Annotated in this window: 23 protein-coding genes and 4 tRNA genes; 20 read left to right on the top strand and 7 right to left on the bottom strand. The window is 59.6% G+C overall.

Annotated elements, in window-relative coordinates:
* Positions 1–356: 356 nt before the first annotated feature.
* Positions 357–635, bottom strand: a complete 279-nt coding sequence (gene rpsT / locus FIV35_RS15060) for a 30S ribosomal protein S20 (RefSeq protein ID WP_016976313.1) — start codon at positions 633–635, stop codon at positions 357–359.
* A gap of 253 nt (positions 636–888) precedes the next feature.
* Here rpsT and murJ point away from each other — a divergent pair, with 253 nt between their 5' ends.
* The 6 genes from murJ to ispH all read left to right on the top strand — a co-directional run bounded on the left by murJ (position 889) and on the right by ispH (position 8,337).
* Positions 889–2,427, top strand: coding sequence for a murein biosynthesis integral membrane protein MurJ (gene murJ / locus FIV35_RS15055; RefSeq protein ID WP_034136913.1), 1,539 nt, complete (start codon positions 889–891; stop codon positions 2,425–2,427).
* A 119-nt stretch (positions 2,428–2,546) separates the two neighbouring features.
* Positions 2,547–3,485 carry a bifunctional riboflavin kinase/FAD synthetase gene (ribF, locus tag FIV35_RS15050; protein WP_034095812.1) on the top strand — a complete coding sequence of 313 codons (939 nt, stop codon included), beginning with the start codon at positions 2,547–2,549 and terminating at the stop codon, positions 3,483–3,485.
* 14 nt (positions 3,486–3,499) lie between these two features.
* Positions 3,500–6,331 (top strand): isoleucine--tRNA ligase, encoded by a 2,832-nt coding sequence (ileS, locus tag FIV35_RS15045; protein ID WP_034136915.1) that lies wholly within the window; start codon positions 3,500–3,502, stop codon positions 6,329–6,331.
* Positions 6,324–6,833 (top strand): signal peptidase II, encoded by a 510-nt coding sequence (gene lspA / locus FIV35_RS15040; RefSeq protein ID WP_034136916.1) that lies wholly within the window; start codon positions 6,324–6,326, stop codon positions 6,831–6,833. The genes ileS and lspA overlap by 8 nt, the downstream gene beginning before the upstream one ends.
* A gap of 7 nt (positions 6,834–6,840) precedes the next feature.
* The gene (gene fkpB / locus FIV35_RS15035; protein WP_173668951.1) at positions 6,841–7,278 is read left to right on the top strand and encodes an FKBP-type peptidyl-prolyl cis-trans isomerase; all 438 of its coding nucleotides are present in this window, start codon (positions 6,841–6,843) and stop codon (positions 7,276–7,278) included.
* Between the two features lie 111 nt (positions 7,279–7,389).
* Positions 7,390–8,337: a 4-hydroxy-3-methylbut-2-enyl diphosphate reductase gene (gene ispH / locus FIV35_RS15030; RefSeq protein WP_034095816.1), complete on the top strand. Its 948-nt coding sequence runs from the start codon at positions 7,390–7,392 to the stop codon at positions 8,335–8,337.
* Here ispH and FIV35_RS15025 read toward each other — a convergent pair.
* Positions 8,291–8,872 (bottom strand): GspH/FimT family pseudopilin, encoded by a 582-nt coding sequence (locus tag FIV35_RS15025; RefSeq protein ID WP_034136918.1) that lies wholly within the window; start codon positions 8,870–8,872, stop codon positions 8,291–8,293. The genes ispH and FIV35_RS15025 overlap by 47 nt on opposite strands.
* Before the next feature lie 204 nt (positions 8,873–9,076).
* Between FIV35_RS15025 and pilV the strand changes: the two genes are divergently transcribed.
* The 5 genes from pilV (at position 9,077) to thiO (ending at position 12,388) form a co-directional block, all read left to right on the top strand.
* Positions 9,077–9,562, top strand: a complete 486-nt coding sequence (gene pilV / locus FIV35_RS15020) for a type IV pilus modification protein PilV (protein ID WP_034136919.1) — start codon at positions 9,077–9,079, stop codon at positions 9,560–9,562.
* A complete protein-coding gene (locus tag FIV35_RS15015; protein ID WP_034136920.1) occupies positions 9,559–10,266 on the top strand; it encodes a prepilin-type N-terminal cleavage/methylation domain-containing protein in 708 nt (235 codons plus the stop codon). Before pilV ends, FIV35_RS15015 begins: the two co-directional genes overlap by 4 nt.
* 46 nt (positions 10,267–10,312) lie before the next feature.
* On the top strand, positions 10,313–10,804 hold the full coding sequence (locus tag FIV35_RS15010) for a pilus assembly PilX family protein (protein ID WP_052198910.1): 492 nt from the start codon (positions 10,313–10,315) through the stop codon (positions 10,802–10,804).
* A 10-nt stretch (positions 10,805–10,814) separates the two neighbouring features.
* Entirely contained in the window at positions 10,815–11,216 is a 402-nt protein-coding gene (locus FIV35_RS15005) for a type IV pilin protein (protein WP_034136921.1), read from the top strand.
* A gap of 62 nt (positions 11,217–11,278) precedes the next feature.
* Positions 11,279–12,388: a glycine oxidase ThiO gene (gene thiO / locus FIV35_RS15000; protein ID WP_034137081.1), complete on the top strand. Its 1,110-nt coding sequence runs from the start codon at positions 11,279–11,281 to the stop codon at positions 12,386–12,388.
* Here thiO and FIV35_RS14995 read toward each other — a convergent pair.
* Together FIV35_RS14995 and FIV35_RS14990 are read right to left on the bottom strand one after the other, a co-directional pair.
* Positions 12,375–12,608, bottom strand: coding sequence for a PP0621 family protein (locus tag FIV35_RS14995; RefSeq protein ID WP_034095822.1), 234 nt, complete (start codon positions 12,606–12,608; stop codon positions 12,375–12,377). The two genes, thiO and FIV35_RS14995, sit on opposite strands and share 14 nt — an antisense overlap.
* A gap of 126 nt (positions 12,609–12,734) precedes the next feature.
* Positions 12,735–13,760: an outer membrane protein assembly factor BamD gene (locus tag FIV35_RS14990; RefSeq protein ID WP_034136922.1), complete on the bottom strand. Its 1,026-nt coding sequence runs from the start codon at positions 13,758–13,760 to the stop codon at positions 12,735–12,737.
* A gap of 149 nt (positions 13,761–13,909) precedes the next feature.
* On the opposite strand from FIV35_RS14990, the gene rluD reads away from it, so the two are divergent.
* The 7 genes from rluD to FIV35_RS14955 all read left to right on the top strand — a co-directional run bounded on the left by rluD (position 13,910) and on the right by FIV35_RS14955 (position 19,004).
* Entirely contained in the window at positions 13,910–14,872 is a 963-nt protein-coding gene (rluD, locus tag FIV35_RS14985) for a 23S rRNA pseudouridine(1911/1915/1917) synthase RluD (RefSeq protein WP_024073341.1), read from the top strand.
* The gene (gene pgeF, locus FIV35_RS14980) at positions 14,869–15,594 is read left to right on the top strand and encodes a peptidoglycan editing factor PgeF (RefSeq protein ID WP_034136923.1); all 726 of its coding nucleotides are present in this window, start codon (positions 14,869–14,871) and stop codon (positions 15,592–15,594) included. Before rluD ends, pgeF begins: the two co-directional genes overlap by 4 nt.
* A 131-nt stretch (positions 15,595–15,725) precedes the next feature.
* Complete coding sequence (gene clpB, locus FIV35_RS14975) at positions 15,726–18,290, top strand: ATP-dependent chaperone ClpB (protein ID WP_034136924.1); 2,565 nt, start codon at positions 15,726–15,728, stop codon at positions 18,288–18,290.
* Between the two features lie 300 nt (positions 18,291–18,590).
* Positions 18,591–18,666, top strand: a tRNA-Asn gene (locus FIV35_RS14970).
* Between the two features lie 9 nt (positions 18,667–18,675).
* Positions 18,676–18,752 (top strand) — tRNA-Pro (locus FIV35_RS14965).
* A gap of 5 nt (positions 18,753–18,757) precedes the next feature.
* Positions 18,758–18,833 (top strand) — tRNA-Lys (locus FIV35_RS14960).
* A 94-nt stretch (positions 18,834–18,927) separates the two neighbouring features.
* A tRNA-Pro gene (locus tag FIV35_RS14955) sits at positions 18,928–19,004 on the top strand.
* A 128-nt stretch (positions 19,005–19,132) separates the two neighbouring features.
* Here FIV35_RS14955 and FIV35_RS14950 read toward each other — a convergent pair.
* From FIV35_RS14950 to FIV35_RS14940, 3 genes are read right to left on the bottom strand one after another with little or no spacing between them, the layout of a single operon-like run.
* Entirely contained in the window at positions 19,133–20,431 is a 1,299-nt protein-coding gene (locus FIV35_RS14950) for an NAD(P)/FAD-dependent oxidoreductase (protein WP_034136925.1), read from the bottom strand.
* A 60-nt stretch (positions 20,432–20,491) separates the two neighbouring features.
* Entirely contained in the window at positions 20,492–20,665 is a 174-nt protein-coding gene (locus FIV35_RS14945) for a DUF3094 family protein (RefSeq protein WP_034095827.1), read from the bottom strand.
* 53 nt (positions 20,666–20,718) lie between these two features.
* Positions 20,719–21,348, bottom strand: coding sequence for a DUF1780 domain-containing protein (locus FIV35_RS14940; RefSeq protein WP_017845475.1), 630 nt, complete (start codon positions 21,346–21,348; stop codon positions 20,719–20,721).
* Between the two features lie 102 nt (positions 21,349–21,450).
* On the opposite strand from FIV35_RS14940, the gene FIV35_RS14935 reads away from it, so the two are divergent.
* Together FIV35_RS14935 and FIV35_RS14930 are read left to right on the top strand one after the other, a co-directional pair.
* Positions 21,451–21,918 (top strand): hypothetical protein, encoded by a 468-nt coding sequence (locus FIV35_RS14935; RefSeq protein WP_034136926.1) that lies wholly within the window; start codon positions 21,451–21,453, stop codon positions 21,916–21,918.
* Positions 21,915–22,604, top strand: coding sequence for an energy-coupling factor ABC transporter permease (locus FIV35_RS14930; RefSeq protein ID WP_034095830.1), 690 nt, complete (start codon positions 21,915–21,917; stop codon positions 22,602–22,604). Before FIV35_RS14935 ends, FIV35_RS14930 begins: the two co-directional genes overlap by 4 nt.
* Positions 22,605–22,609 lie beyond the last annotated feature (5 nt).

The following is a 22,609-nucleotide window of genomic DNA, read 5'->3' as shown; positions in this document are numbered from 1 at the left end:
CAGGGACAGAGGCACCGCCTCACTTAAAGTCCGGATGTATGGCTGCAACCTTATCCCGTCTGTGTTTTCACGAATTGAGTGCTTGGCATACTGGGGGCGTCCATGTATGAGCGGGCTTGCCCCGCGCCGGGGCGCGAAGCGGCCCTAAAACCTGAGATTGGGTTCTGTCTGGAGGAACGCGTTGAATGTATTGGGGCTGCTGCGCAGCCCAGCGCGGGGCAAGCCCGCTCATCACAAAAAAACCGCACATCCCGCAGGGGGGGATTTTCAGGCCCCAACAAAAATGCCCCGGACCTTTCGGTACGGGGCATTTCTTAACTGTTACGCAACCTGGGTTGCGTTGCAGTTGTTACCACTTAGGCTGCTGCAGCAACGCTCAGAGCCTTGATGTGGCCATTCAGGCGGCTCTTATGACGAGCGGCCTTGTTCTTGTGGATGATGCCTTTATCGGCCATACGGTCGATAACTGGCACAGCCAGAACGTAAGCAGCTTGAGCTTTTTCAGCGTCTTTGGTGTCGATGGCTTTAACTACATTCTTGATGTAGGTACGAACCATGGAACGCAGGCTGGCGTTGTGGCTGCGACGCTTCTCAGCCTGTTTTGCACGTTTTTTGGCGGAAGGTGTGTTGGCCACCGTCGAGCTCCTCGAAAGACTTTTTAGGAAATAGCAAACAAAATAGGCCGCGAATCATGCCGATGACTTGATGGGTTGTCAAGGGCGGCTGATGCGAACTGCTGAGCGGTCGATCTGAAGAGGCGGGTGATTTATTTCCGGCGCTTGACCTGTAAACTCGCGAGCTTTGGCTCTGTGCTGTTGCAGGCGCGCAGTATCGCATAAGTAGGCGCACAGTTCGCCTGCTCTTTATCTATAGGCGCAAACTCTTTCGATGAATCTGCTCAAATCGCTGGCCGCCGTCAGCTCTATCACGATGATTTCCCGGGTTCTGGGGTTTGTGCGTGACACCCTGCTAGCGCGCATCTTTGGCGCCAGTATGGCCACGGATGCCTTCTTTATCGCCTTCAAATTGCCCAACCTGCTGCGGCGTATCTTTGCCGAGGGCGCCTTTTCACAGGCGTTCGTGCCGATCCTGGCGGAGTACAAGACCCAGCAGGGCGAAGAAGCGACGCGTACCTTTATCGCCTATGTTTGCGGGCTGCTCACCCTGGTACTGATGCTGGTGACTGCCCTGGGCATGCTGGCCGCTCCGTGGGTGATCTGGGCCACGGCGCCCGGCTTTGCCAACACCCCGGAAAAATTTGCGCTGACCACCGACCTGTTGCGCGTGACCTTTCCTTATATATTGCTGATCTCCCTGTCGTCCCTGGCCGGGGCGATCCTCAATACCTGGAACCGTTTCTCGGTGCCGGCCTTCGTGCCGACCCTGCTGAACGTGAGCATGATCATCTTTGCGCTGTTCCTCACGCCGTACTTCGATCCGCCGGTGATGGCGCTGGGCTGGGCGGTGCTGGCCGGCGGCCTGGCGCAATTGCTTTACCAACTGCCGCATTTGAAGAAGATCGGCATGCTGGTACTGCCGCGCCTGAACCTCAAGGACACCGGTGTTTGGCGTGTCATGCGCAATATGTTGCCGGCGATCCTTGGTGTATCGGTCAGTCAGATCTCGCTGATCATCAATACTGCATTCGCCTCCCTGCTGGTGTCCGGCTCGGTGTCGTGGATGTACTACGCCGACCGCCTGATGGAATTGCCTTCCGGGGTGCTGGGGGTGGCGCTCGGCACGATCTTGCTGCCGACCCTGGCGCGCACCTACGCCAGTAAGGATCGCCAGGAGTATTCGCGCATTCTCGATTGGGGCTTGCGCCTGTGCTTTGTGCTGGTGCTGCCCTGTTCCCTGGCGCTGGGGATTCTGGCCGAGCCGTTGACGGTCTCGTTATTCCAATATGGTCAGTTCGACGCCCATGACGCCCAGATGACCCAGCACGCGCTGATCGCCTACTCCGTCGGCCTGCTCGGCATCATCGTGATCAAAGTGCTGGCGCCGGGCTTCTATGCTCAGCAGAACATCCGCACGCCGGTGAAAATCGCAATCTTCACCCTGATCGTCACGCAACTGCTCAACTTGCTGTTTATCGGCCCGCTGGCCCATGCCGGCTTGGCCTTGGCAATCAGTGCTGGCGCCTGCATCAATGCTGGCCTGCTGTTCTATCAACTGCGCAAGCAGCAGATGTTTCAGCCGCAGCCGGGCTGGGGGATATTCGCGATCAAATTGCTGGTGGCGGTAGGGGCGATGTCCGCCGTACTGCTTGGCTTGATGCACATAATGCCCGCCTGGGATCAGGGTCATATGCTGGAGCGCTTTATGCGACTGGGTGTACTGGTGATCGCTGGCGTGGTGGTGTACTTCGGAATGTTGCTGCTGCAAGGTTTCCGGCTGCGGGATTTCAATCGCAAGTCACTGAATTAGAGAGTTTGCCGCGATAAAACCGGTGTTTTATCGATTCGACCCATTTGGCCTGCGCTGTTGCCTGTCGTCCGGGGCAGTGTGTGGTTATAATCGACCACTTTATGAGCAAGAAGCGCGTTATGCAGCTGGTTCGAGGTCTCCACAACCTGCGCCCCCAGCATCGGGGCTGCGTCGCCACTATTGGCAACTTTGACGGTGTTCACCGTGGCCACCAGGCTATCCTGGCCAGGCTGCGCGAGCGTGCGGTCGAGTTGGGCGTGCCCAGCTGCGTGGTGATTTTTGAGCCCCAGCCGCGGGAGTTTTTCTCCCCTGAGACCGCGCCAGCTCGCCTGGCACGCCTGCGCGATAAACTGCAATTGCTGGCCGAAGAAGGTGTGGACCGCGTCCTCTGCCTGGCCTTCAACCAGCGTTTGCAAAGCCTCAGTGCCGCCGAGTTCGTCGACCGCATCCTGGTCGATGGCCTGGGTGTACAGCACCTGGAGGTCGGTGACGACTTCCGTTTCGGCTGCGATCGCGTCGGCGATTTCGAGTTTCTGCAACAGGCCGGCGTCAGCCAGGGGTTTACCGTCGAAGCTGCGCAAACCGTCGAACTGGATGGCCTGCGCGTGAGCAGTACCCAGGTGCGTAATGCCTTGGCCGCTGCCGACTTCGCGTTGGCCGAGCGTTTGCTCGGTCGCCCGTTCCGCATCGCCGGGCGGGTACTGCACGGCCAGAAGCTGGCGCGCCAATTGGGCACGCCAACCGCCAACGTGCAACTTAAGCGCCGCCGTGTGCCGCTGACCGGGGTTTATCTGGTCAGCGTCGACATCGACGGTCAATCGTGGTCCGGAGTCGCCAACATAGGCGTCAGGCCCACGGTTGCAGGTGATGGCAAGGCCCACCTGGAAGTTCATCTTTTGGATTTTGCCGGTGATCTGTATGACCGGCGTTTGACGGTGGTTTTCCACCAGAAGCTGCGTGAAGAGCAGCGTTTCGCCTCGCTTGAGGCGTTGAAAACGGCGATCAATGCGGATGTCGCCGCCGCCCGTGCACTAGCCGCACCTAGCGCCCATCGCTAACCGAAGAGCCTTAAATGACCGACTATAAAGCCACGCTAAACCTTCCGGACACCGCCTTCCCAATGAAGGCCGGCCTGCCACAGCGCGAACCGCAGATCCTGCAGCGCTGGGACAGTATTGGCCTGTACGGAAAGTTGCGCGAAATTGGCAAGGATCGTCCGAAATTCGTCCTGCACGACGGCCCTCCTTATGCCAATGGCACGATTCACATCGGTCATGCGCTGAACAAGATCCTCAAGGACATGATCATCCGTTCGAAAACCCTTTCGGGTTTCGACGCACCTTATGTTCCAGGGTGGGACTGCCACGGCCTGCCGATCGAACACAAAGTCGAAGTGACCCACGGCAAGAACCTGGGCGCCGACAAGACGCGCGAACTGTGCCGTGCGTACGCTACCGAGCAGATCGAAGGGCAGAAGTCCGAGTTTATCCGCCTGGGCGTGTTGGGCGACTGGGCCAACCCGTACAAAACCATGAACTTCAAGAACGAGGCCGGCGAAATCCGCGCCTTGGCCGAAATCGTCAAGGGCGGTTTCGTGTTCAAGGGCCTCAAGCCCGTGAACTGGTGCTTCGACTGCGGCTCGGCCCTGGCGGAAGCGGAAGTCGAGTACGAGGACAAAAAGTCCTCGACCATCGACGTAGCCTTCCCGATCGCCGACGAGGCTAAGCTGGCCGATGCGTTCGGCCTGGCCAGCCTGGCCAAGCCGGCGGCCATTGTGATCTGGACCACCACCCCGTGGACGATCCCCGCCAACCAGGCGTTGAACGTGCACCCGGAATTCACCTACGCCCTGGTGGACGTGGGTGATCGCCTGCTGGTGCTGGCCGAGGAAATGGTCGAGGCCTGCCTGGCGCGCTACGAGTTGCAAGGTTCGGTGATCGCCACCACCACAGGTTCGGCGCTGGAATTGATCAACTTCCGTCATCCGTTCTATGACCGTCTGTCGCCGGTGTACCTGGCCGATTACGTCGAGCTGGGCTCGGGTACGGGCGTGGTTCACTGCTCGCCCGCCTACGGCGTCGACGACTTTGTGATCTGCAAGAAGTACGGCCTGGTCAACGATGACATCATCAATCCGGTGCAAAGCAACGGCGTCTATGTACCGTCGTTGGAGTTCTTTGGTGGCCAATTCATCTTCAAGGCTGACAAGGCCATCATCGACAAGCTGCGCGAAGTTGGCGCGCTTATGCAGACCGCGACTATCCAGCACAGCTACATGCACTGCTGGCGCCACAAGACCCCGCTGATCTACCGCGCCACCGCGCAGTGGTTTATCGGCATGGACAAACAACCGGTTGCCGGTGACACCCTGCGCAATCGCGCGCTCAAGGCCATCGAAGACACCGGTTTTATCCCGGCCTGGGGCCAGGCGCGCCTGCACTCGATGATCGCCAACCGTCCGGACTGGTGCATCTCCCGTCAGCGCAACTGGGGCGTGCCGATCCCGTTCTTCCTCAACAAGGAAAGCGGCGAGCTGCACCCGCGTACCGTCGAACTGATGGAAGAAGTGGCCCAGCGCGTTGAACAGGAAGGCATCGAAGCCTGGTTCAAACTGGACGCCGCCGAGCTGCTGGGCGACGAAGCGCCGCTGTACGACAAGATCAGCGACACCCTCGATGTCTGGTTCGACTCGGGCACCACGCACTGGCACGTATTGCGCGGCTCGCATCCGATGGGCCACCAGAGCGGCCCGCGCGCCGACCTGTACCTGGAAGGCTCGGACCAACACCGTGGCTGGTTCCACTCGTCGCTGCTCACCGGTTGCGCCATCGACGACCACGCGCCGTACCGCGAACTGCTGACCCATGGTTTCACCGTCGACGAAAACGGCCGCAAGATGTCCAAGTCCCTGGGCAACGTGATCGCGCCGCAGAAAGTCAACGACACCCTGGGTGCCGACATCATGCGTCTGTGGGTGGCTTCTACCGACTATTCCGGCGAAATGGCCGTGTCGGAGCAGATCCTGCAGCGCAGCGCCGATGCCTACCGCCGTATCCGTAATACCGCACGCTTCCTGCTGTCGAACTTGAGCGGTTTCAATCCGGCCACCGACATCCTGCCGGCCGAGGACATGCTCGCCCTGGATCGTTGGGCCGTGGACCGTACCCTGTTGCTGCAACGCGAGTTGCAGGAACACTACGGCGAATACCGTTTCTGGAACGTCTACTCGAAGATCCACAACTTCTGTGTGCAGGAGTTGGGCGGTTTCTATCTCGACATCATCAAGGACCGCCAGTACACCACCGGCGCCAACAGCAAGGCGCGCCGTTCGGCGCAGACCGCGCTGTACCACATCTCCGAGGCGCTGGTGCGCTGGATCGCACCGATCCTGGCCTTCACCGCCGACGAACTGTGGGAGTACCTGCCAGGCGAGCGTAATGAGTCCGTAATGCTCAACACCTGGTACGAAGGCCTGACCGAATTGCCGGCCGACTTCGAGCTGGGCCGCGAGTATTGGGAAGGTGTGATGGCCGTCAAGGCTGCGGTGAACAAGGAGTTGGAGGTTCAGCGCGCGGCCAAGGCGGTTGGTGGCAACCTGCAAGCCGAAGTTACCCTGTTTGCCGAGGAAGGTCTGACCGCCGACCTGGCCAAACTGAGCAACGAGCTGCGCTTTGTGTTGATCACATCCACCGCGACCCTGGCGCCTTTCGCCCAGGCCCCGGCGGATGCCGTCGCTACCGAAGTGCCTGGCCTGAAGCTCAAAGTGGTCAAGTCGGCTTTCGCCAAGTGCGCCCGTTGCTGGCACTGCCGTGAAGATGTCGGTGTGAACCCTGAGCATCCTGAAATCTGCGGTCGCTGCGTCGACAACATCAGCGGTGCCGGTGAGGTTCGCCACTATGCCTAACGCCGGCCGTTTCGGACGTCTGGGCTGGCTTGTCTTGAGTTTGCTGGTCCTGGTCATCGACCAGGTCAGCAAGGCTCACTTCGAAAGCTCCCTGGAAATGTTCCAGCAAATCGTGGTGATCCCGGACTACTTCAGCTGGACACTGGCTTACAACACCGGTGCGGCGTTCAGCTTCCTTGCCGACGGTGGCGGTTGGCAGCGTTGGCTGTTTGCTCTGATCGCGGTAGTGGTCAGTGCGGTGCTGGTGGTCTGGCTCAAGCGCCTGGGCCGCGATGACACTTGGCTGGCTGTGGCCTTGGCCCTGGTGTTGGGCGGCGCGTTGGGCAACCTGTACGACCGCATTGCCCTGGGCCATGTGATCGACTTTATCCTGGTGCACTGGCAGAACCGTCATTACTTCCCAGCATTCAACTTTGCCGACAGCGCGATCACCGTCGGTGCAATCATGTTGGCGCTGGATATGTTCAAAAGTAAGAAAACCGGAGAGACCGTCAATGACTGATCAGGTATTGGCTGAGCAACGTATCGGCCAGAACATGGAAGTCACTTTGCATTTCGCACTGCGCCTGGAAAACGGCGACACGGTCGACAGCACGTTCGATAAAGCCCCGGCCACCTTCAAAGTCGGCGACGGCAACCTGCTGCCGGGTTTCGAAGCGGCCTTGTTCGGTTTCAAGGCCGGCGACAAGCGTACCCTGCAGATCCAGCCGGAAAATGCGTTTGGCCAGCCCAATCCGCAGAATGTGCAGATCATCCCGCGTTCGCAGTTCCAGGACATGGAGCTTTCTGAAGGCCTGCTGGTGATTTTCAACGATGCGGCGAATACCGAACTGCCAGGGGTGGTCAAGGCGTTCGATGACGCGCAAGTGACCATCGACTTCAACCACCCGTTGGCCGGTAAAACCTTGACGTTTGATGTGGAAATCATCGACGTTAAGGCACTTTGATCAACGCCCCGATCTAGAATGTGTGAGGGAGCCATCTCCCTCACACCTCTGACCTCAATTGTCAGTTCAGCAGCATCAACTCTGACCCAAGCGCCAGGCACGAGGCACAGCATGCAAATCAAACTCGCCAACCCCCGTGGCTTCTGTGCCGGTGTGGATCGGGCGATCGAAATCGTCAACCGCGCTCTCGAAGTCTTCGGGCCACCGATCTACGTGCGCCATGAAGTGGTGCATAACAAGTTCGTAGTCGAAGACCTGCGCGCGCGCGGTGCCATCTTTGTCGAGGAACTCGACCAAGTGCCGGACGACGTTATCGTTATTTTCAGTGCTCACGGGGTTTCCCAGGCCGTGCGCAGCGAAGCGGCAGGTCGTGGCCTGAAAGTCTTCGATGCAACGTGCCCATTGGTCACCAAAGTCCATATCGAGGTTGCGCGCTATAGCCGCGACGGCCGCGAGTGCATCCTGATCGGTCATGCCGGCCACCCGGAAGTCGAAGGCACCATGGGCCAGTACGACGCCAGCAACGGCGGCGCCATCTACCTGGTTGAGGACGAAAAAGACGTCGCCAATCTGCAAGTGCGCAACCCGGAACGCTTGGCATTCGTGACCCAGACCACTTTGTCCATGGACGACACCAGTCGCGTCATCGATGCTTTGCGCACGCGCTTTCCAGCGATCGGCGGGCCGCGTAAGGATGACATCTGCTACGCCACGCAAAATCGCCAGGATGCGGTCAAGCAACTGGCCGATGAATGCGACGTGGTCTTGGTGGTCGGCAGCCCGAACAGCTCCAACTCCAATCGTCTGCGCGAGTTGGCCGAGCGCATGGCGACGCCCGCGTACCTGATCGATGGTGCCGAAGATATGCAGCGCAGTTGGTTCGATGGCGTCGAGCGTATCGGTATCACCGCAGGCGCTTCGGCGCCGGAAGTGCTGGTGCGCGGCGTCATCCAGCAGTTGCACGAATGGGGCGCGACCGGCGCCGATGAGTTGGCTGGGCGCGAGGAGAACATCACTTTCTCCATGCCCAAGGAGCTGCGGGTACGTTCGCTGCTCTGAGTGCCAGGGTGCCGGAATAACTCCGGCACAACGCCTGCTCGACGCTGTCTCTGCGCAGGCTGATGCGGCCGCTGGGGGCCAGCACCACTTGGTGTAGGCTCTGTGCCTGGTCCGTGCCACACACATGTAACGTCCCTGCGCGGAACCCTCCGCCGTAAAATACCGGCTCGCCCATCCCGCTGAACCGTACCTGGCTCTTCACCGGCCCGTTACCGACGATGGCTACCCGTCCGGAATCCTGTCGCTCCAGCAGCACCGGATTGTCTTCATCCAGAGGGCCACGCCCGCTGACATCCACAATCACGCGCCAGCCGTGACTCCAATCATTGTTCAACGCGTGAATGACCACCGCCCGGTTTCGCGCGATGGCCTCGGTGCGTGCGAAACGCAGCCCGCTCGCCAGGGATTGCGCGGCGCTTCGTTGCTGTTGTGACTCCAGCAACGTCTTGAGCCCGGGCACTGTGAGATGGGCCAGGATGCTGCTGACGATCAGCCCCAGCAGCAGTTCGATCAGGGTGAAACCTCGTTGTTGCATAGATTGCCCCTCCGTGGACGCGGTAGATATTTCAGGTGCAGCCAAAGGTATAGCGGCTGGATCTTGGCCTCGGATGATGGCCTTTATGTCCAAAGTATTTCCCTTTGTTCCGGGGACAGCGCGGGTAAAAAACCGACGCTAGTCTTGGGTCGCACGGCAGCGTTTGTCTGCTCTTTTCGGCCCTCGACACGGATGACGACGGTGATGCTTGCTCGCCCGAACATTTTTTTTGCATCTGCTTTATCTCGACGACAAACCGGCACGACCCTTATCGAGGTGCTGGTGGCGGTACTGATTCTCGCCGTGGGCTTGCTGGGCGCGGCGGTGGTCCAACTCAACGCGCTAAAGTCCACGGACAGTTCGAGGATGAGCAGTCAGGCCAGCTTTATTGCTTACGACATGCTTGACCGAATTCGCGCCAATGCGGGCGCCGATTACGCGTGGAGCCGCGACGAGCGCGCTCCGGCCAGCACCGCAGGTGCCAGCGTGCGCGACCTGGACCTGCATGATTTTGAGGCCAATATTCTGAGCTTCGCCGGGGAGAGCGCCAAAGGCTCGGTGGCGATCAGTGCCAATGAGGTCACCGTGAGTATCAGTTGGGATGACAGCCGCGGTGCCGGCGCGGTTGGTGCACGCGAAACGGTCACCCTGACCACTCGCATCGACAGCGATCCGGAGGGTGCACAATGAACCGAAGGTCGCGAGGTTTTACCCTGGTGGAGTTGCTGTTGGCCCTGACCTTGGGCTTGATACTGGTGCTCGGGGTCAGTCAGGTGGCGATCAGTTCCCGAACGACCCACGCCAGCCAGCAGGCCGCCATGCTGTTGCAGGACGACGCGCGGTTCGCGCTTGGCAAGATGATCCAGGATATTCGTCAAGCCGGCATGTTCGGTTGCCTGGCTAGCGCTCATATCGAACAGGCACCGCCGGCATTTGAGCTGCCGATCAGTTGGAGCGCTGGCACTGATTCGAAGTCGCTGACATTAGTTACGACCAGCACCGGCGAAGGCAGTGGCAGGCCCGATTGGACGGTGCTGTCAGATTGCACAGGTACCGCCCAGGCTTACACCGGCTTCTCTCCTGCGCCTGGGCCTGGGCAGATTCGATTCGCGATACGCCAGATCACCTACACCTTTGAGGCGGGCCAGTTAAAGGTCAGCACGCCGGCCGCACCGGCCAAAGCAGTATTGGTGGATAACGTTCAGGCGTTCGACATCAGTTTCGGCATTGCGGCTAATGCCGTATCGGCACAGGTGGTGCGCTACGACGCAAGCCCTGCTGACGTGGCGTTGATTCGCAGCGTGCGCGTCCTCATGACGCTGCAAGACCCCTCCGGCCGGGTCAAGGCGCAAACCTACAGCGTCGTGGCGGCGCTACGAAACCGTCTGGGGTAGGGCTGTTATGCAGGGCGTATGGATGACTTATCGGCGGCAGTCAGGCATGGCGCTGCTATTGAGTCTGGTGTTTTTGCTGCTGTTATCGCTGATTGGCCTGTCCTCGATGCAAGGGGTGGTGGCTCAGCAAAAGATGGCCGCCAGTTTTTGGCATCGCAATCAGTCGCTGCAAAGTGCCGAGAGCGGTTTGAGACTCGGAGAGTGGAGCGCGCGGCGTAGTGGTGGGACGTTGCCGCAGTGCCAGTCAATCACCACCTGTGCGCCACCGGATGAAGCGTTTTCGGTGATTGCCGCAGGCACCCATCCGGTTTCAGCGGTGTCTTGGGTTGCCCTCAAAGGGGGGCTGTACGGCGTTCAGTTTCTAGGCATGGGGCGCGGGATCGCGCACTTGCCGCCGAATACAACGGCCGCGCTGTATCGAGTGACGGCAGTCGGCTGGAGCGGTCAGGCGCGCACGGTGCTGGAGAGCGTATATGCCCGAGTAGACGGGGAGGGAGGCTCGCGATTTCGGCGAGTGTTATGGCGACAACTTCTATAGGAGCAATGGGATGGGCATGGACACCCGAGGTTTTACCCTGTTGGAATTACTGATCGGTGTGGTGATCATCGCGATTCTGGCTGGGATCGTTTACCCCGGTTATACGGCGCAGGTGAAAAAGGCCTACCGCGTACAAATCGTCGGCCTATTGACTGAGCAGGCGCAGCACCTGGAGCGGTTCTATGCGAAGAACGGTACTTTTATTGACGCAAGCGGCGTCAGTGCCGGCGATGATCGCTATAGAATCTCCGTCGCATTGAACCCTCAGGATTTCCGTTTGCTGGCTACGCCTGTGGCTGGCTCGATCATGGACGGCGACGCCTGTGGCGAGTTCAGCCTGACCAGTACCGGCGCACGCAGCAATCCAGGCGCGGCGCCGGAGATGTCGCGCCAGGCGTGCTGGGGGCAATGATGCGAATGCTGGATGACTGGGCGCCGGTGGCGCTTGTTCCTTTTTATCGATTGGATCGAATGATGGCTAAGCAACAGCAAGTGGTGATTGTCGGTGGCGGAGTCATCGGCTTGTTGACAGCGTTCAACCTGGCGACCCAGGGGCAGGCGGTAGTGCTACTGGAGCGCGCCGGGGTAGGGCAGGAGTCGTCCTGGGCGGGTGGTGGCATCGTTTCGCCGCTGTATCCGTGGCGCTATAGCCCAGCGGTCACCGCGTTGGCCCATTGGTCCCAGGATTTTTACCCGCAATTGGCCGAGCGCCTGTTTGCCACCACCGGTGTCGACCCGCAGGTGCATACCACCGGTTTGTACTGGCTGGATCTGGACGATGAGCCCGAAGCGCTGGCCTGGGCTGTCCGCGAAGGACGCCCCTTGAGCAAAGTGGATATATCAGTCGCCCATGATGCTGTTCCGGTGTTGGGGGGTGGGTACTCGCAAGCAATCTTTATGGCCAACGTGGCCAATGTGCGTAACCCGCGCCTGGTCAAATCCCTCAAGGCTGCGCTGTTGGCATTGCCTGGTGTGACGATTCGCGAGCAGTGTGTGGTGACGGGGTTTGCGGTAGATAACGGCCGTGTGGCGGGGGTGGATACGGCGCAGGGGCCGATCCTGGGCGATCAGGTGGTGCTGGCGGCAGGGGCGTGGAGCGGTGACCTGCTCGGCACGCTCGGCTTATCGCTGCCGGTGGAACCGGTCAAAGGTCAGATGATTCTCTACAAGTGTGATTCGAACTTTCTGTCGAGCATGGTCCTCGCCAAGGGCCGTTATGCGATTCCGCGAAGGGACGGGCATATTCTTATCGGCAGCACACTGGAACACGAAGGCTTCGATAAGACGCCCACCGAGACCGCATTGGAAAGCCTGAAGGCTTCTGCTGTTGAGCTGATTCCTGCCCTGGCCCATGCTGAAGTGGTGGGGCACTGGGCCGGTTTGCGACCGGGGTCGCCGGAAGGTATTCCCTATATAGGCCCGGTGCCGGGGTTCAAAGGTTTATGGCTCAACTGCGGGCATTACCGCAACGGTCTGGTTCTGGCGCCTGCGTCCTGTCAGCTGTTCGCCGACCTGCTGCTAGGCAATAAGCCGATTATCGACCCGGCGCCTTATGCGCCAGAAGGTCGAATCAACGCTGGATAGACTTTGGCCCCTGCTCCAGATGCGCCTGGGTGCAGTACCACTCCTGGCGCAGCCGCAAGGCGCGATCCTGCGGCAGGTGCACGCCGCAGTGAGCGCAGCGCACCATCAGCGCGGCATCCGGCTCGTTGGCGCGCTGCTGCTTGGTGGCTGGGCTTTTGAACTTGCGCCAGAACCATACCGCGGCGGCAATGACGGCAATCCAGAACAAAAGACGTAGCATGATGGGCAGTTTCTCGACAAGGAATGCGCCAGTTTAGCCAAGGACGTAGCAGGCGCACAGAGCAATAATGCTGCCCATGAAAAAGGGAGCCTCTGGAGGCTCCCTTTTAGGTGCTACATGGACTGATCAGTCGAATAGGCCAAAAGTCATGTAGCTGAACCACGAGCGGTCCTGATTGTTGCCCAGGGCTTGCGGTTCTTCCTCTTCGATCACGTCGCCGTTTTCGTCGTGCGGCTTGAGGTCGGAAGGAATAGCGTCCTTGGCGTCCTGGAATTGCTTGATCACGTCCTGGTTGGCGCGGGTTTCGCCCGGCGGCAGCGGTGGGCGGGATTCGATCAGACCCAGGGTGTACTTGCTCAGCCACGAGCGGTTGTCAGCTTCGGCAACCTGAGGTACGAACTGGCCGTCTTTCAGGCTTGGGTGATCGGGATAGTTGAGTTTGAGGGTTTCCAGGCTGGTAGCGGCCAGTTCGTCCAGGTGCAGACGCTGGTAAGCCTCGGTCATTACGGCCAGGCCATCACCCACGGATGGGGTTTCCTGGAAGTTCTCCACCACATAGCGACCACGGTTGGCGGCGGCGACGTAGGCCTGACGGGTCAGGTAGTAGTGCGCGACGTGGATCTCGTAGGAAGCCAGCAGGTTGCGCAGGTAGATCATGCGCTGCTTGGCGTCCGGCGCGTAGCGGCTGTTGGGATAGCGGCTGGTGAGCTGGGCGAACTCGTTATAGGAGTCGCGGGCCGCACCCGGGTCGCGCTTGGTCATGTCCAGCGGCAGGAAGCGCGCCAGCAGGCCAACGTCCTGGTCGAACGAGGTCAGGCCCTTCATATAGTAGGCGTAGTCCACGTTCGGGTGCTGCGGGTGCAGGCGGATGAAGCGCTCGGCGGCGGACTTGGCAGCTTCCGGCTCGGCGTTCTTGTAGTTGGCGTAGATCAGCTCGAGTTGGGCCTGGTCAGCGTAGCGACCGAACGGATAGCGTGACTCCAGTGCCTTCAGCTTGGCTGTGGCGCTGGTGTAGCTATTATTGTCCAAGTCTTTCTGAGCCTGTTGGTACAGCTCGACTTCGCTCAGGTTTTCGTCGACGACTTCCTTTGTTGACGAGCAAGCAGCAGTCATGGCGAGGATGGCGATCAGCAGCAGGTGTTTCACTTGCATGGCGGCTTGCGTCCCTATGACGGCCGCTGTCTTGGGCGGGGCCGTCCTGTTATGATGAGCGCCCCGTTGAAAGCCTCGGGGCAAAAGACGCCGTATTTAACCACAAGCGCGCAGCCGAAACCAAAGGCTGTGCCACGCCTAGTCTGAGCATGTCCGATAAAATTGAACTTCGCGCAGAGGTGCCGTCCGAATTGGGCGGCCAACGCCTCGATCAAGTCGCCGCACAATTATTCGCTGAGCACTCGCGCTCGCGCCTTTCCGCCTGGATCAAAGACGGCCGCCTGACTGTGGATGGAGCGGTTATCCGCCCGCGAGACATAGTCCATGGCGGTGCGATTCTTGAGCTGACTGCCGAGCAGGAAGCCCAGGGAGAGTGGGTCGCCCAGGACATCGAGCTGGACATCGTCTATGAAGACGACGACATCCTGGTCATCAACAAACCCGCAGGCCTGGTGGTGCACCCGGCTGCCGGGCACGCTGATGGCACTTTGCTCAATGCCCTGTTGCACCACGTACCGGACATCATCAATGTGCCGCGTTGCGGCATCGTGCACCGACTGGACAAGGACACCACCGGTCTGATGGTGGTCGCCAAGACCATTCAGGCCCAGACCCAACTGGTCACCCAGTTGCAAAGCCGCAGCGTCAGCCGGATCTACGAGTGCATCGTGATTGGCGTGGTGGTGGCCGGTGGCAAGATCAACGCCCCTATCGGTCGCCACGGCCAGCAGCGCCAGCGTATGGCGGTGATGGAAGGCGGCAAGCAGGCCGTGAGCCACTATCGAGTTCTGGAGCGTTTCCGGTCCCACACCCATGTGCGGGTCAAGCTGGAAACCGGTCGTACCCACCAGATCCGCGTGCACATGGCCCATATCAACTTCCCGTTGGTCGGCGATCCGGCCTACGGCGGTCGCTTCCGCATTCCGCCGGCCGCCAGCGCGACCATGGTTGAATCGCTGAAATCCTTTCCGCGTCAGGCCCTGCACGCGCGCTTCCTTGAGTTGGATCATCCGACGAGCGGTAAGCGCATGAGCTGGGAATCGCCGCTGCCGGACGACCTGGTGTGGTTGCTGTCGCTGCTCAAACAGGACCGCGAGGCGTTTATCGGATGAATGACTGGCTGATTCCTGACTGGCCCGCGCCGGCTCAGGTCAAGGCCTGCGTCACCACCCGTGCGGGCGGCGTCAGTCTGGCGCCGTTCGACAGCCTCAACCTGGGCGATCATGTCGAGGACAGCCTTGAGGCAGTCCTGGAAAATCGCCGTCGACTTTCCCAAACCTTCGATATCCAGCCAGCCTGGCTACGGCAGGTTCATGGCGTGAACGTCGTCAAGGCCGACCCCGGTCGCACCCTGGAAGCCGATGGCTGCTGGACCGACACGCCGGGTATCGCCTGCACAGCCATGACTGCCGATTGTCTGCCGGCGCTGTTTTGCAACCGCGCCGGCACCCGCGTGGCAGCCGCCCACGCCGGTTGGCGGGGGTTGGCGGCCGGCGTACTGGAGGCGACGGTCGATAGCCTGGCCGCCGAGCCTGACGACGTATTGGTCTGGCTGGGCCCGGCGATTGGCCCCCAAGCCTTTGAGGTCGGTCCGGAAGTGCGTGAAGTGTTCATGCAGCAACTGCCGGCGACTGCCCAAGCGTTCGGGCCGAGCCGTAATCCTGGCAAGTTCATGGCCGACATCTATCAACTCGCGCGCCTGCGCCTCGCTGCGCGCGGTATCACGGCGGTCTATGGTGGTGGTTTGTGCACCGTGACCGATCCGCGTTTCTTTTCTTATCGTCGCAGTCCTCGCACCGGACGATTCGCCTCCCTTATCTGGCTTGAGCGCTAGACTCTTCTGATCTGCGTCAACTGTTTGTTGCTTGAATCTCCCAGAATCGACCACATCTATAAGGGTATCTGGCAGGTTTCTTCATTCAGGATGTGTTTATAGATCCGGCCTGCTCAAAAGGAAGGTGACTAATGCGTATTGATCGTTTAACCAGCAAATTGCAGTTGGCCTTATCGGACTCTCAATCCTTGGCGGTGGGCCTCGACCACCCGGCCATTGAACCTGCGCACTTGATGCAGGCACTCCTGGAACAGCAAGGTGGTTCCATCAAGCCCTTGCTGATGCAGGTGGGCTTTGATGTCAACAGCCTGCGCAAGGAGTTGAGCAAAGAGCTCGACCAACTGCCGAAAATCCAAAACCCCACTGGCGACGTAAATATGTCCCAGGATCTGGCGCGCCTGTTGAACCAGGCTGATCGTCTGGCTCAGCAAAAAGGTGACCAGTTCATCTCCAGCGAGCTGGTCCTGCTCGCCGCCATGGACGAGAACAGCAAACTGGGCAAGTTGTTGCTGGGGCAGGGCGTCAGTAAGAAAGCCCTGGAAAATGCCATCAACAACCTGCGCGGTGGCGATGCGGTGAACGACCCTAATCATGAGGAGTCGCGCCAAGCCCTGGACAAATACACCGTCGACCTGACCAAGCGCGCCGAAGACGGCAAGCTCGACCCAGTGATCGGTCGTGACGATGAAATTCGTCGCACCATCCAAGTACTGCAGCGTCGCACCAAAAACAACCCGGTGCTGATCGGTGAGCCTGGCGTAGGTAAAACCGCGATCGCCGAGGGTCTAGCCCAGCGCATCATTAATGGTGAAGTGCCGGATGGCCTCAAAGGCAAGCGTCTGTTGTCTCTGGACATGGGGGCGCTGATCGCCGGTGCCAAGTTCCGTGGTGAGTTCGAAGAACGCCTCAAAGCCCTGCTGAACGAGCTGTCCAAGCAGGAAGGGCAGATCATTCTGTTTATCGACGAACTGCACACCATGGTCGGCGCCGGTAAAGGCGAGGGCTCCATGGATGCGGGCAACATGCTCAAGCCGGCGCTGGCTCGCGGTGAGCTGCATTGCGTGGGCGCCACGACGCTTAACGAATACCGTCAGTACATCGAAAAGGACGCGGCGCTTGAGCGGCGCTTCCAAAAAGTGCTGGTGGAAGAGCCGAGCGAAGAGGACACCATCGCAATCCTGCGTGGCCTCAAAGAGCGTTATGAGGTTCACCACAAGGTGGCGATCACTGACGGGGCGATCATTGCGGCGGCCAAATTGAGCCATCGCTATATCACCGACCGCCAGTTGCCCGACAAGGCGATTGACCTGATCGACGAAGCGGCGAGCCGTATCCGTATGGAAATCGACTCCAAGCCGGAAGTACTCGATCGTTTGGATCGGCGCTTGATCCAGCTGAAGGTGGAATCCCAGGCCCTCAAGAAGGAAGAGGACGACGCGGCGAAGAAACGCCTGGAAAAACTCCAGGAGGAAATTCAGCGTCTGGAGCGGGAGTATTCGGACCTCGAAGAAATCTGGACCTCGGAGAAAGCCGAAGTACAGGGTTCTGCTCAGATTCAGCGAAAAATCGAGCAGTCTCGTCAGGAGCTGGAGGCCGCACGCCGTAAAGGTGACCTGAACCGTATGGCCGAGTTGCAGTACGGGGTGATTCCCGATCTGGAGCGCAGCCTGCAGATGGTCGACCAGCATGGCCATAGCGAGAACCAGTTGCTGCGCAGCAAGGTGACCGAGGAAGAAATTGCCGAGGTTGTCTCCAAGTGGACCGGCATTCCTGTATCGAAGATGCTGGAAGGCGAGCGCGACAAGCTGATGAAAATGGAAAGCCTGTTGCATCAGCGCGTTATCGGTCAGGAAGAGGCCGTCGTGGCGGTATCCAACGCGGTGCGGCGTTCCCGTGCAGGATTGTCCGACCCGAACCGTCCAAGTGGATCGTTCATGTTCCTCGGCCCGACCGGTGTGGGTAAGACCGAACTGTGCAAGGCCCTGGCTGAGTTCCTCTTCGATACTGAAGAGGCCATGGTGCGGATCGATATGTCCGAATTCATGGAGAAACATTCGGTCGCTCGCTTGATCGGTGCGCCACCAGGCTATGTGGGCTACGAGGAGGGCGGCTACCTGACCGAAGCTGTGCGGCGCAAACCTTACTCGGTCATCCTGCTGGATGAAGTCGAGAAGGCTCACCCGGATGTGTTCAACATCCTGCTGCAAGTGCTGGAGGATGGCCGTCTGACCGACAGTCACGGGCGTACGGTGGATTTCCGCAACACGGTGATCGTAATGACCTCCAATCTGGGCTCTACACAGATCCAGGAATTGGTAGGAGATCGTGAGGCTCAGCGTGCAGCGGTGATGGACGCGTTGACCTCGCACTTCCGCCCGGAATTTATCAACCGGGTCGATGAAGTGGTGATCTTCGAGCCATTGGCGCGGGATCAGATCGCCGGCATCACCGAGATCCAGTTGGGCCGCCTGCGTGGTCGTCTGGCCGAACGCGAGCTGTCGCTGGAACTGAGCAGCGAAGCGTTGGACAAACTGATCGCGGTAGGTTACGACCCGGTGTATGGCGCACGACCTCTGAAACGTGCGATCCAGCGCTGGATCGAAAACCCGCTGGCGCAGTTGATCCTCTCGGGCAGTTTTATGCCGGGAACCAGCGTCACAGCCAGCGTGGAAAACGACGAAATCGTCTTCCACTGAGGCCTGACTGCCGGTTGATAAGAGAAGTCCCCGCATTGCGGGGCCTTTTTTTTCGCTAGGGCGTTGAACTGTAAGGCAAAGGCTTGTAAAGTGCGCCCCGCAGCAACGTCAACCCACGGGTTTCTTCTCCCCAAGAAGAAATCAGAAACAAGCGCAAATCATTGTCTTAAAAGCAATTTAAAGGGTTGACAGGGGTTTTTAAGATTGTAGAATAGCGCGCCTCAGAGACACGAACGTAGCGATACGCAAGCGTCAAAGAGGAAGTAAAAAGCAGTAAGTTGTACGTTTGAAATGCTAAGTTCCGTGATAGCTCAGTCGGTAGAGCAAATGACTGTTAATCATTGGGTCCCAGGTTCGAGTCCTGGTCACGGAGCCAATTTCAAATCGGGGTATAGCGCAGTCCGGTAGCGCGCCTGCTTTGGGAGCAGGATGTCGGGAGTTCGAATCCCCCTACCCCGACCATATTTGGGTCGTTAGCTCAGTTGGTAGAGCAGTTGGCTTTTAACCAATTGGTCGTAGGTTCGAATCCCACACGACCCACCATTTTTGAAACCAGTTAACGCTGGGATCAGATCTCAAGATCAGAGGCCAAAAGCGCTGATCGAAGAAGGCGACTGAAAGGTCGCCTTTTTATTACCGGGGTATAGCGCAGTCCGGTAGCGCGCCTGCTTTGGGAGCAGGATGTCGGGAGTTCGAATCCCCCTACCCCGACCATATTAAAAATCCTCGTATCGAAAGATACGGGGATTTTTTTTGTGCGCGCAAAAACTCAAAAGTTTGGCTGATCGCATGTGAAGAGGGGGCTTGCTCTCATATCGAGCAAGCCCCCTCTGGCCTTACTGTCAGTGCAACTTGAGCCTCGGCTCCGTCCCGCGTCCAATCCTGCTGCCCAACATCAACATTGCCGTGCGAAACACGCCGTACAGCGCCATCTGGTGCATACGGTAGAGCGATACATAGAACATCCGCGCCAGCCAGCCCTCCAGCATCACACTGCCGGTCAGGTTACCCATCAGGTTACCCACCGCCGAGAATCGCGACAGCGAGATCAGCGAGCCGTAGTCGGTGTACTTGTACGTCGGCAATTGTTTGCCTTCGATCCGAAGCTTGAGGGATTTGGCCAACAGCGACGCTTGCTGATGCGCGGCCTGGGCCCGTGGCGGGACGTTACGGTCAGTGCCCGGCTGCGGGCAGGCGGCGCAATCGCCGAAAGCGAAAATGTTTTCGTCGTGGGTGGTTTGCAGCGTCGGCAGCACTTGGAGTTGATTGATGCGATTGGTTTCCAGGCCGTCGATGTCCTTGAGGAAACCCGGCGCGCGAATCCCGGCAGCCCACACCTTCAGGCTGGCTGGAATCACCTGGCCGCTGCTGGTGATCAGCGCATCAGCCGTTACTTCGCTGACCGCCGAATTCGTGAGCACCGTCACTCCCAGTTTTTCCAGGGTTTTATGGACCGGGCCGCCAATGCGCTCCGGCAGGGCGGGCAGTACTCGTGGACCGGCTTCGATCAACGTGATGTGCATGTTCTCTGGCTTGATCCGGTCCAGGCCATAGGCCGCCAGTTCATGGGCGGCGTTATGCAGTTCTGCGGCCAGCTCAACACCGGTCGCACCGGCGCCGACGATGGCGACGCTGATTTTTTCCACCACATCGGTCTGCCCGGCATGGGCGCGCAGGTAGTGGTTGAGCAATTGTTGGTGAAAGCGCTCGGCCTGTTTGCGGGTATCGAGGAACAGGCAGTGTTGCGCCGCGCCTTCGGTGCCGAAATCGTTGGTGGTGCTGCCGACGGCGATCACCAGGCTGTCATAGCCCAATACGCGCGCAGGGACCAATTCGCGGCCTTCTTCGTCGAGGGTGGCGGCCAGTTGGATTTTCTGCTGCTCACGGTCGAGCCCGCTCATGCGCCCCAGCTGGAACTCGAAGTGGTTCCATTTCGCCTGGGCGACATAATTGAGTTCATCTTCCGAAGAGTTCAGAGAACCGGCAGCCACTTCATGCAGCAGGGGTTTCCAGATATGGGTCAGGTTGGTATCGACCAACGTGATGTTGGCGGTACCGCGCTTGCCCAGAGTCTTACCCAGGCGGGTAGCCAACTCCAGGCCGCCGGCGCCGCCGCCGACGATAATAATACGATGGGTCATGGGGATATCTCGCAAGGCTAAAAGAAATCGGTGCGGTTACCCCCGCGAGCGCCAGGCAGCTCATAGCGTCAGGTAACTCAAAAGACGGCTCAGCAGCCCGAGCCCGATCACTGCGACCAGCACCACACAGAGGAGCAGCCAGGGCCTGAAAGGCTTGCGCTCGACTCTGTGCTGGGAGAGTTGCAGATATTCTTCGACACGTTGTTGGTCTTCGGGTTTCAGGCGGCTGGTCATAAAGGCCTCGTCAGGTAGACGTTGCAAAGGGGCGCCACGTTACAGGGCGGGGATCAGAGGCTGATGCCCACGTCGAACACTATGCTGCGGCCCAGATTGTTGCGCAAGAAATCCGGCGCATCGGGGTGCGCGAACAGCACTCGGGCAAAGGTCGGCCCCACCAGCGACAGCGAGCGCCAGCCTTGGCGCAGGTATTCGGTCGGCGGTGGGAAGTGACTATTAAGGTCAAGCACTTCGCGCTTGAGGCTGGCGAAGGCGACGATATCCAATTCGCCCAAATCCATCCCGCGCTCTTTGTAGTTATGCGCCTTTTTGCGCAGCGTCGGCGCCAGGCGCAACAGGAACTCATGGGCGGGAATGCGCCGTGGCTTGGCTTCGCGGCGCACCAGTTGGCTCAGGGAAAACGCGCTGCGTCGACGCAGTAACTCATCGCGCCATTCGTCGTTCAGGCGCCGCCCCTCGTCCAGTACGAAGAACACTTCGAAGCTCGCATCCCGAAACAGCACGTCCGGCGGCTCTTGCCCGGCGGCGTGGAACTCTTCGGCGCGATAGGGCACATTCAGGCCTTGCAACAGGCGCTGGCACACCCAACGCTCACGCTCCCATTTGCGGGCATTGGACAGGAAAGCATTGGCTTGTTCGGCCGCTACGGTGAGCAGGCGCAAGTAATCTGAGTCATCCATGCTTGCAGCTTAGCGTTCAAATGATGACCACAGGAAGTCCCGCTGCAAAAGGTCGGTGTAGACTGGCGGCTCTATCGATCAAGCGAGCATGAGGAGTGCGCAGTGAAGTTATTCGTAGTGCTGTTCCTGAGTCTTTTGCCGTTATGGGCCCAGGCCGTCGAAGTCGGCGAGCGCCTCGCGCCTTGGACACTGTTGGATCAGTTCGATCAGGCCTATACCCTGGATGACCAGGCGCAAATCTTGTTGGTGGCCCGCAGCATGGACGCCGCCAAAATCGTCGACGGCGCGCTGCAAGGTCAGCCCAAGGGCTATCTGGAGGCCCGTCACGGGGTATTTGTCGCCGACATTCAGCGCATGCCGCGATTGGTCGCCAAACTGTTCGCGGTACCTGCCATGCAGTCCTACAGCTACCGGGTCATGCTGGACCGGGATGCGCGCATCGCACCGCGCTACCCGGGAGCGGTGGACAAAGTGCTGTGGCTGCAATTGGAGAGCGGCAAGTTGATTGCGCAGTATGAATACGGCTCCGCGGCTGAACTGCGCCAGGCCCTGGAGCAGGTGAAACCGTGATCAGCGCCGGCGTGCTGACAGCGCCCACCCTTGGCATCGGCTGGCTACTGTATGCGCCGGTGCTGGCGTGGGCGGTGCTGCGTTCGCCGTGGGTCGAGTTGTTTGCCGACCGACGGCGCCAGCATTTGCTGTTCGGCACCGTGTTTGCTCTGTTTATGCTGTGGTTGGTCCGGCGCGATTTCGATACCGGCGTTTCCTATCACTTCATTGGCATGACAGCCGTAACCCTACTGCTGGATTGGCCGCTGGCGATTGTCGGTGGTTTTGTCGCACAACTGGGTCTGATGATGCTGGGCCGTCAAGACCTGGCCGCCATTGGCATCAATGGTCTTTTGTTGATTGTGCTGCCGGTACTGATCACGGAAGGCGTCGCACTGCGGGTAGAGCGCGCGCAGCCGCGCAATCCGTTTGTGTATATCTTCTGTTCAGGGTTTTTGGCAGCAGCGCTGGCGGCATTGGCGTGCCTACTACTGGGGCTGGGGCTGTTGTGGTTCGACGGTCTTTTCGCCATGCCGGAATGGTTGGAAGACTTCATCGGTTATCTGTGGCTGATCATCTTCCCCGAAGCCTTTATCAATGGCACGGTGATCAGCGCTCTGGTGGTGTTTTGTCCGGAATGGCTGGAAACCTTCAATCGCACACGCTACCTCTCGGCGCCCTGGAAGGACGACGATTCGCTGCGTTGATCCAA

This window comes from Pseudomonas rhodesiae (assembly GCF_007858255.1).
GTDB lineage: Bacteria > Pseudomonadota > Gammaproteobacteria > Pseudomonadales > Pseudomonadaceae > Aquipseudomonas > Aquipseudomonas rhodesiae.
This window is presented reverse-complemented; position numbering and strand designations above follow the sequence as displayed.